Raw genomic sequence first — 7,221 nt, forward strand, 5'->3', positions numbered from 1 at the left:
GCGCGGGGAACTGCGCGACCAGCCACAGCGGGCCCGCGGGCTCGTCCTACGCGTTCACCACCGGCTTGCCGGTCAGTTGGACGCCTGCCTCGCGGAGGGACTCCAGGGCGCGGGCCGTGGTCTCCTGGGCCACCCCCGCCGTCAGGTCCAGCAGCACATGCGTGCCGAAACCCTCGGCTGCCGCGTCCAGCGCGGTGGCCCGTACGCAGTGGTCCGTGGCGATGCCGACCACGTCGACCTCGTCGACGTCCCGCGCCCGGAGCCAGTCCGCGAGAGACTGCCCGTTCTCGTCCGTGCCCTCGAAGCCGCTGTAGGCGGCGGAGTACGCGCCCTTGTCGAAGACAGCGTCGACCGCGCCGGAGGCGACCGCCGGGGCGAAGTTGGGGTGGAAGCCCACGCCCTCCGTGCCCGCGACGCAGTGCGCTGGCCAGGAGTGGACGTAGTCCGGGTTGTCCGCGAAGTGACCGCCCGGCGCGATGTGGTGATCGCGGGTGGCCACCACGTGCCGGTACCCGGACCCGGCCGCCTGGCCGATCAGCTCGGTGATCGCGGCGGCCACGTCCGCACCGCCGGCCACCGCCAGACTGCCCCCCTCGCAGAAGTCGTTCTGCACGTCTACGACGATCAAGGCGCGGCGCATGGTGGTGTCCTTCGAGTGGGGTCCAAGGAATCGAGCCTAGAGACTTCCGGCCTCCCGCACTAGCTACCCGAGGGCAGGTGCAGGTACTCCGTCGGAATGACGGGCTCCCCGCGCGAGAGCTGCGTCGCGGACAGCGGAAGGTTGCCCCGCGCCGCGATGTGCCGCTCGCGCGCCGCGTCCAGCGGCTCGCGGGCGATGACCTCGCCCCCCTTGACCAGCTCCACCAGCAACTGCCGGTCGGCCAGCTCCTCCGGCACCGGCCCGGTGCCCACGACCTCGGCCTCCGCGACCCCGTACTTGTCCAGCCGCCGTGCCGCCCACTTGCGGCCCCCGATGGAGGTCTTCCCTCCGCTGGACTTCTTCGCCACCGGCACCAGCTCGGCGGCGGGATCGGCGGACTCGGCGCGCGCGACCAGCTTGTAGACCATGGAGCAGGTCGGATGCCCGGAGCCGGTGACCAGCTGCGTGCCCACCCCGTACGCGTCCACCGGCGCCGCCGCCAGCGAGGCGATGGCGTACTCGTCCAGGTCGGAGGTGACCACGATCCGGGTGTCCGTCGCGCCGAGCTCGTCGAGCTGCTGCCGCACCCGGTGCGCGACCAGCAGCAGGTCGCCGGAGTCGATCCGTACCGCGCCCAGTCGGGGACCGGCCACCTCCACCGCCGTACGGACGGCCTCCTCGACGTCGTAGGTGTCCACCAGCAGGGTGGTGTCCGGGCCGAGGGCGTCGACCTGGGCGCGGAAGGCGTCCCGCTCCCGGTCGTGCAGCAGGGTGAAGGCGTGCGCGGAGGTGCCCACGGTCGGGATGCCGTACCGGAAGCCCGCCGCGAGGTCGGAGGTGGTGGCGAAACCGCCCACGTAGGCGGCGCGCGCCGCGGCGACGGCGGCCAGCTCGTGGGTGCGGCGGGCGCCCATCTCGATCAGCGGCCGCCCGCCCGCGGCGGAGGACATCCGGGAGGCGGCGGCCGCGATGGCCGAGTCGTGGTTGAGGATGGAGAGGATCACCGTCTCCAGCAGCACGCACTCCGCGAAGCTGCCCTCGACCCGCAGCAGCGGCGAGCCGGGGAAGTACACCTCGCCCTCCGGGTAGCCCCAGATGTCGCCCTGGAAGCGGTAGTCCGCCAGCCACTTCAGGGTCGGCTCGTCGACGATCCCCCGCTCGCCCAGGAAGGCGAGCATCGCTGCGTCGAAGCGGAAGTTCGCCACCGCGTCCAGCACCCGGCCGGTGCCCCCGACCACGCCGTAGCGGCGGCCGTGCGGCAGGCGGCGGGTGAAGACCTCGAACACGCTGCGCCGCTCGGCCGTCCCGGCCTTCAGGGCGGCTTGCAGCATGGTCAGCTCGTACTGGTCCGTGAAGAGCGCCGTCGACGGGACTTCGACCGGCAGCCCAAGGTCCGCTGTGTTCATGACGACGAAGCGTACTCCCATTTCGTCAGTGTGACGATTTCTGGGGTGCGTGGCAGCATGGCTGTTGTGACGTCACCCGCGCCCGTAGAGATCGAACGCACCGAATCGGCGGAGGAGACCTTCGCCGTACCCGAGCCGGACGTCCCCTGGATCACGATCGTCCACAATGATCCGGTCAACCTGATGAGCTACGTGACCTACGTCTTCCAGACGTACTTCGGCTACTCGAAGGACAAGGCCACCGAACTCATGCTCGACGTCCACCACAAGGGCCGGGCGGTCGTCTCCAGCGGGAGCCGCGAGGAGATGGAGCGCGACGTGCAGGCGATGCACGGCTACGGACTGTGGGCCACCCTCCAGCAGGACCGGAAGTAAACCGACACAGATGCCCGGACACTTCGAACCGCTCCCCGGCGGCGGCGCGACCGTCGCCCTCGACGACGTCGAGATCTCCATCATCCGCTCGCTGGCCGTCCAGCTCCTGGAGCTGATCGGGCCCGGCCCCGCCGAGGACGCCGGCGGCGACCCGCTCGCCCAGCTGTTCGCCGAGGGTCCCAGCGAACCGCCCGCCGACCCGGTGCTGCGCCGGCTGTTCCCGGACGCCTACACCGACCCGGAGCAGGAGCCGGCCGACCCCGCCGAGGCGGAGGAGCGACGCGCGCACTCCGCCGAGTTCCGCCGCTACACCGAGAACGACCTCCGGGCAGGCAAGCGCGAGAACGCGCTCGCGGTCATCCGCACCCTGGACCAGCTCGCGTCGTCGGCCGAGGGCGGCGACGCGGTGCTCAAGCTGTCGCCCGAGAGGTCCCGGCAGTGGCTCTCCGCGCTGAACGACCTGCGCCTGGCCATAGGCTCCCGGCTGGAGATCTCCGACGAGGAGGACACGGACCCGCTGTACCGCCTCCCGGACCAGGACCCGCGCAAGCCCATGGTGCTGGCCTACCTCTGGCTCGGCGGCCTCCAGGAGACCCTCGTCTCGACGCTGATGCCGTAAGTGCCGCTTTCGCGTTCGCTCAGAGGACGCTCAACTCCGGATAACGATCGCGTTACCGTTGCGGCCGTTTTTGGCGCATTTGAGCGTACTTTGTCCGGTTCTTCCTGTGTGGTGCGCCACAGGGCCCCCCTTTGCTCGATATTGCGGCCGTGATAAATCTTCACGACCGCCCGGCGGACACCACCCATGTCCGGCCGGGTGCGCCACCGAGCCGGCGACCGCCGGCCAGGCACGAGCGGGTCGACGACCTGCTCACTCCATCAGTTCCGGGGGGATCGAGACCCGATCCGAGGCCGAGTGAAGGCCGCGGGTCGGCATGGAGAAAGGCGCACCACCATGGCCTCTGAGAAGGTCACCGAAGCCCCTGAAGAGGGTTACGAGCGAGGGCTCGGCAGCCGGCAGGTCCAGATGATCGCCATTGGTGGCGCCGTCGGAGTCGGTCTGTTCCTGGGAGCCGGGGCGAACATCGCCAAGGCCGGTCCCAGCCTCATCCTCATGTACGCCCTGGCGGGCGTGATCATCTTCTTCATCATGCGAGCCCTGGGCGAGCTGCTGCTCTACCGCCCGGTGTCGGGATCGTTCGCCGAGTACTCGCGCGAATTCCTCGGCGACTTCTTCGGTTACTTCACCGGCTGGACGTACTGGCTGATGTGGGTCGTGACCGGCATGGCCGAGCTGACGGCCGCCGCCATCTACGTCAACTACTGGTTCCCGGCCGTCCCGCGGTGGGTCACGGCGCTGGTCTTCCTGGTGGTCCTGTTCGGCGTCAACCTGATCTCCGTGAAGCTCTTCGGTGAGCTGGAGTTCTGGTTCTCGATGGTCAAGGTCACCGCCCTGATCGGCATGATCGTCATCGGCCTCGGCGTGCTGACCTTCGGCTTCAGCGCCGCCGGCGACACCGCCTCGGTGGCGAACCTGTACCAGTTCGACGGCTTCTTCCCCAAGGGCATCGGCTCCTCGCTGATGACCCTCCAGGGCGTCATGTTCGCCTACCTCGCGGTCGAGCTGGTCGGCGTCACCGCCGGCGAGTCCGAGGACCCGGAGAAGACGCTGCCCAAGGCGATCAACACCCTGCCCTGGCGCATCGCCCTCTTCTACGTCGGTGCTCTCACCGTCATCCTCTGCGTGGTCAAGTGGACCGAGTTCGCGCCGGGCGTCAGCCCGTTCGTGAAGGCGTTCGCGGTGATCGGCATCCCGGCCGGCGCGGGCATCGTGAACTTCGTCGTCCTCACCGCCGCCCTGTCCTCCTGCAACTCCGGCATGTACTCCACGGGCCGCATGCTGCGCACCCTGGCGGACAACGGCGAGGCCCCGCGCGTCTTCGCCAAGCTGTCCTCCACCAAGACCCCGGCGCTCGGCATCACCGTCTCGGTGCTGTTCATGGGCATCGGCGTGGTGCTGAACTACGTGGTCCCGGAGAAGGCGTTCGGCTACGTCACCTCCGTCGCCACCGCCGCGGGCATCTGGACCTGGCTGATGATCCTGATCAGCCACGTGCTCTACCGCCGCGCGGTCGTCGCGGGCAAGCTGCCCGCCTCGTCCTTCCCGGCGCCCGGCGGCTCGGTCTGCTCGTACGTCGCCATCGCCTTCCTGCTCTTCGTCACCGGCCTGATCGCGTACGATGCCGACTCCCGCGTCTGCCTGTACGTGATGGCCGTCTGGGCCGTCGCGCTCGGCATCGGCTGGAAGGTCATGAAGTCCCGCACGCCGCAGAGCGGCGAGCGTGACGAGCCGGCGCTGGAGAAGGTGGGCTAGACCCACCGAGGGACCATCCAGGACGCCTGGCCGTCGGGAGTACTCGTGGCACCCCCGGCGGCCGCCGCTCAAGGCGTCCGCCATGCGGGCCGTCCCGTACCGCACTGCGGTACGGGACGGCCCGTCCCCCTATCCTGGCCCGCATGCTGACCATCACCCAGGACCTGTACGACCGGATCGTCGCCCACGCCCGCGAGGACCACCCCGACGAGGCGTGCGGCGTGGTGGCCGGGCCGGAGGGCACCGGGCGCCCCGAGCGGTTCATCCCGATGCTGAACGCCGCCCGCTCGCCCACGTTCTACGAGTTCGACTCCCAGGACCTGCTGAAGCTCTACCGGGAGATGGACGACCGTGACGAGGAGCCGGTGGTCATCTACCACTCCCACACCGCCACGGAGGCGTACCCCTCCCGCACCGACATCGGCTACGCGAACGAGCCCGGCGCGCACTACGTCCTGGTCTCCACTGCGGACGCCGACGGCCTGGGCGACTTCCAGTTCCGCTCGTTCCGCATCCTGGACGGGGCGGTCACGGAGGAGGAGGTCAAGGTCGTCGAGGCGTACTGATCCCACTCCCCGGTCGCCGATCGTCCGCCATCCGGGACAGGATTCCGGTCGGTGGACCGGGAATCGATACGATGAGCCCATGGTTCTGACTGTGGTGCGCGCCTTCTGCTGACGTACCGAGCCGCAGCCCCGACGAACACCTTCGAACAGGAGCCCGCAACCATGGCCATCGAGGTCCGCATCCCGACCATCCTCCGCCAGTACACCGACGGCCAGAAGGCGGTCGAAGGCACCGGGGAGACCCTCGCCGACCTGTTCGCCGATCTCGAGACCCGGCACGCGGGCATCCAGGGCCGTGTGGTGGACGGCGGCCAGCTGCGCCGCTTCGTCAACGTGTACCTGAACGACGAGGATGTCCGCTTCGTCGACGGCATCGAGACCAAGCTGTCCGACGGCGACACCGTGACCATCCTGCCGGCCGTGGCCGGCGGCATGGTCTGATCGGCCGCCGCGCTCCGATGCGTTACGACTCCCCGCTGGCCGCGGTGGGCAACACCCCTCTGGTGCGCCTGCCGCGGCTCTCGCCGTCCCCCGACGTCCGGATCTGGGCCAAGCTGGAGGACCGCAATCCCACCGGCTCGGTCAAGGACCGGCCCGCCCTGCACATGATCGAGCAGGCGGAGAAGGACGGCCGGCTCACCCCCGGCTGCACCATCCTGGAGCCCACCTCGGGCAACACCGGCATCTCGCTCGCCATGGCCGCCAAGCTCAAGGGCTACCGCATGGTGTGCGTGATGCCGGAGAACACCTCCCGCGAGCGCCGTGACCTGCTCGGCATGTGGGGCGCGGAGATCATCCCGTCCCCGGCGGCCGGTGGCTCCAACACCGCCGTGCGGGTCGCCAAGGAACTGGCCGCCGAGCACCCGGACTGGGTGATGCTCTACCAGTACGGGAACCCCGACAACGCGGGCGCCCACTACGCGGGCACCGGCCCCGAGATCCTGGCCGACCTGCCCTCCGTCACCCACTTCGTCGCCGGTCTCGGCACCACCGGCACCCTGATGGGCGTCGGCCGCTACCTGCGCGAGCAGAAGCCGGACGTGAAGATCGTCGCCGCCGAACCGCGCTACGACGACCTGGTGTACGGCCTGCGCAACCTCGACGAGGGCTTCGTGCCCGAGCTGTACGACGCCTCGGTGCTCACCACCCGGTTCTCCGTCGGCTCGGCGGACGCGGTGGCCCGTACCCGTGAGCTCCTCCAGCAGGAGGGCATCTTCGCCGGCGTCTCCACCGGCGCGGTGCTGCACGCGGCGCTCGGAGTCGGCCGCAAGGCGGTCAAGGCGGGGGAGAGCGCCGACATCGTCTTCGTCGTCGCCGACGGCGGCTGGAAGTACCTCTCCACCGGGGTCTACACCGCCGCGACCACCGAAGAGGCGGTCGAGACGCTGCACGGCCAGCTCTGGGCCTGACCCTCCGCCGACCGCTCCCCGCAAGGCCTCTTCCGGTCAAACCCGGGAAGCTCACAAGATCGCGTCAGCCCCCTCCTATGAGGGGGCCAATCGCTTTCTATGGCGGGGCAAAGATTTCCGTGCGGTACTGCCGGGCCCCGGCACGCCGGGGCTACGTTCCTCCCGCGATCTGTCATGTCACGTTCAGTGGCATGCCGGACGCCTGAGAATGTCATGCCCATGACCGCGCTCTGCCGCCGCTACGCGTGTCACGTGCCTGCCAATCCAGTGCGAGAACCCCACTTCCCATGGAGGCAGTTTCCCCATGCGTGAGACACGCACCGGCGGGCGGAGACGGAGTCTGCCCAGACTCCTCGCCGTCGCCCTCCCCGCTCTCGCCCTCTCCGTCGCCGGATTCACCGCGGCCCCCACGGCCTCGGCCGGACCCGCCGCCCCGGCCACGTCCCCCGCC

At 69.9% G+C, this 7,221-nt stretch carries 8 protein-coding genes; 6 read left to right on the forward strand and 2 right to left on the reverse strand.

Features of this window, described 5'->3' with window-relative positions; genetic code table 11:
* Positions 1-46: 46 nt before the first annotated feature.
* Positions 47-640 carry an isochorismatase family protein gene (locus tag CCN33_RS16330; protein ID WP_086694338.1) on the reverse strand — a complete coding sequence of 198 codons (594 nt, stop codon included), beginning with the start codon at positions 638-640 and terminating at the stop codon, positions 47-49.
* A 59-nt stretch (positions 641-699) separates the two neighbouring features.
* On the reverse strand, positions 700-2,046 hold the full coding sequence (locus tag CCN33_RS16335) for a nicotinate phosphoribosyltransferase (RefSeq protein WP_086694344.1): 1,347 nt from the start codon (positions 2,044-2,046) through the stop codon (positions 700-702).
* A gap of 57 nt (positions 2,047-2,103) precedes the next feature.
* Here CCN33_RS16335 and clpS point away from each other — a divergent pair, with 57 nt between their 5' ends.
* The 6 genes from clpS to CCN33_RS16365 all read left to right on the forward strand — a co-directional run bounded on the left by clpS (position 2,104) and on the right by CCN33_RS16365 (position 6,770).
* Complete coding sequence (gene clpS / locus CCN33_RS16340; RefSeq protein ID WP_031182609.1) at positions 2,104-2,421, forward strand: ATP-dependent Clp protease adapter ClpS; 318 nt, start codon at positions 2,104-2,106, stop codon at positions 2,419-2,421.
* A gap of 10 nt (positions 2,422-2,431) precedes the next feature.
* A complete protein-coding gene (locus CCN33_RS16345; protein WP_086694339.1) occupies positions 2,432-3,040 on the forward strand; it encodes a DUF2017 domain-containing protein in 609 nt (202 codons plus the stop codon).
* A gap of 336 nt (positions 3,041-3,376) precedes the next feature.
* Positions 3,377-4,795: an amino acid permease gene (locus tag CCN33_RS16350; protein ID WP_086694340.1), complete on the forward strand. Its 1,419-nt coding sequence runs from the start codon at positions 3,377-3,379 to the stop codon at positions 4,793-4,795.
* A gap of 143 nt (positions 4,796-4,938) precedes the next feature.
* Positions 4,939-5,361 carry a M67 family metallopeptidase gene (locus tag CCN33_RS16355; protein ID WP_086694341.1) on the forward strand — a complete coding sequence of 141 codons (423 nt, stop codon included), beginning with the start codon at positions 4,939-4,941 and terminating at the stop codon, positions 5,359-5,361.
* 162 nt (positions 5,362-5,523) lie between these two features.
* On the forward strand, positions 5,524-5,802 hold the full coding sequence (locus CCN33_RS16360; protein WP_086694342.1) for a MoaD/ThiS family protein: 279 nt from the start codon (positions 5,524-5,526) through the stop codon (positions 5,800-5,802).
* Positions 5,803-5,819: 17 nt separating this feature from the next.
* Positions 5,820-6,770: a PLP-dependent cysteine synthase family protein gene (locus tag CCN33_RS16365; protein WP_086694343.1), complete on the forward strand. Its 951-nt coding sequence runs from the start codon at positions 5,820-5,822 to the stop codon at positions 6,768-6,770.
* Positions 6,771-7,221 lie beyond the last annotated feature (451 nt).

Origin of the sequence: Streptomyces recifensis (assembly GCF_002154615.1) — a bacterium.
GTDB lineage: Bacteria > Actinomycetota > Actinomycetes > Streptomycetales > Streptomycetaceae > Streptomyces > Streptomyces griseoluteus.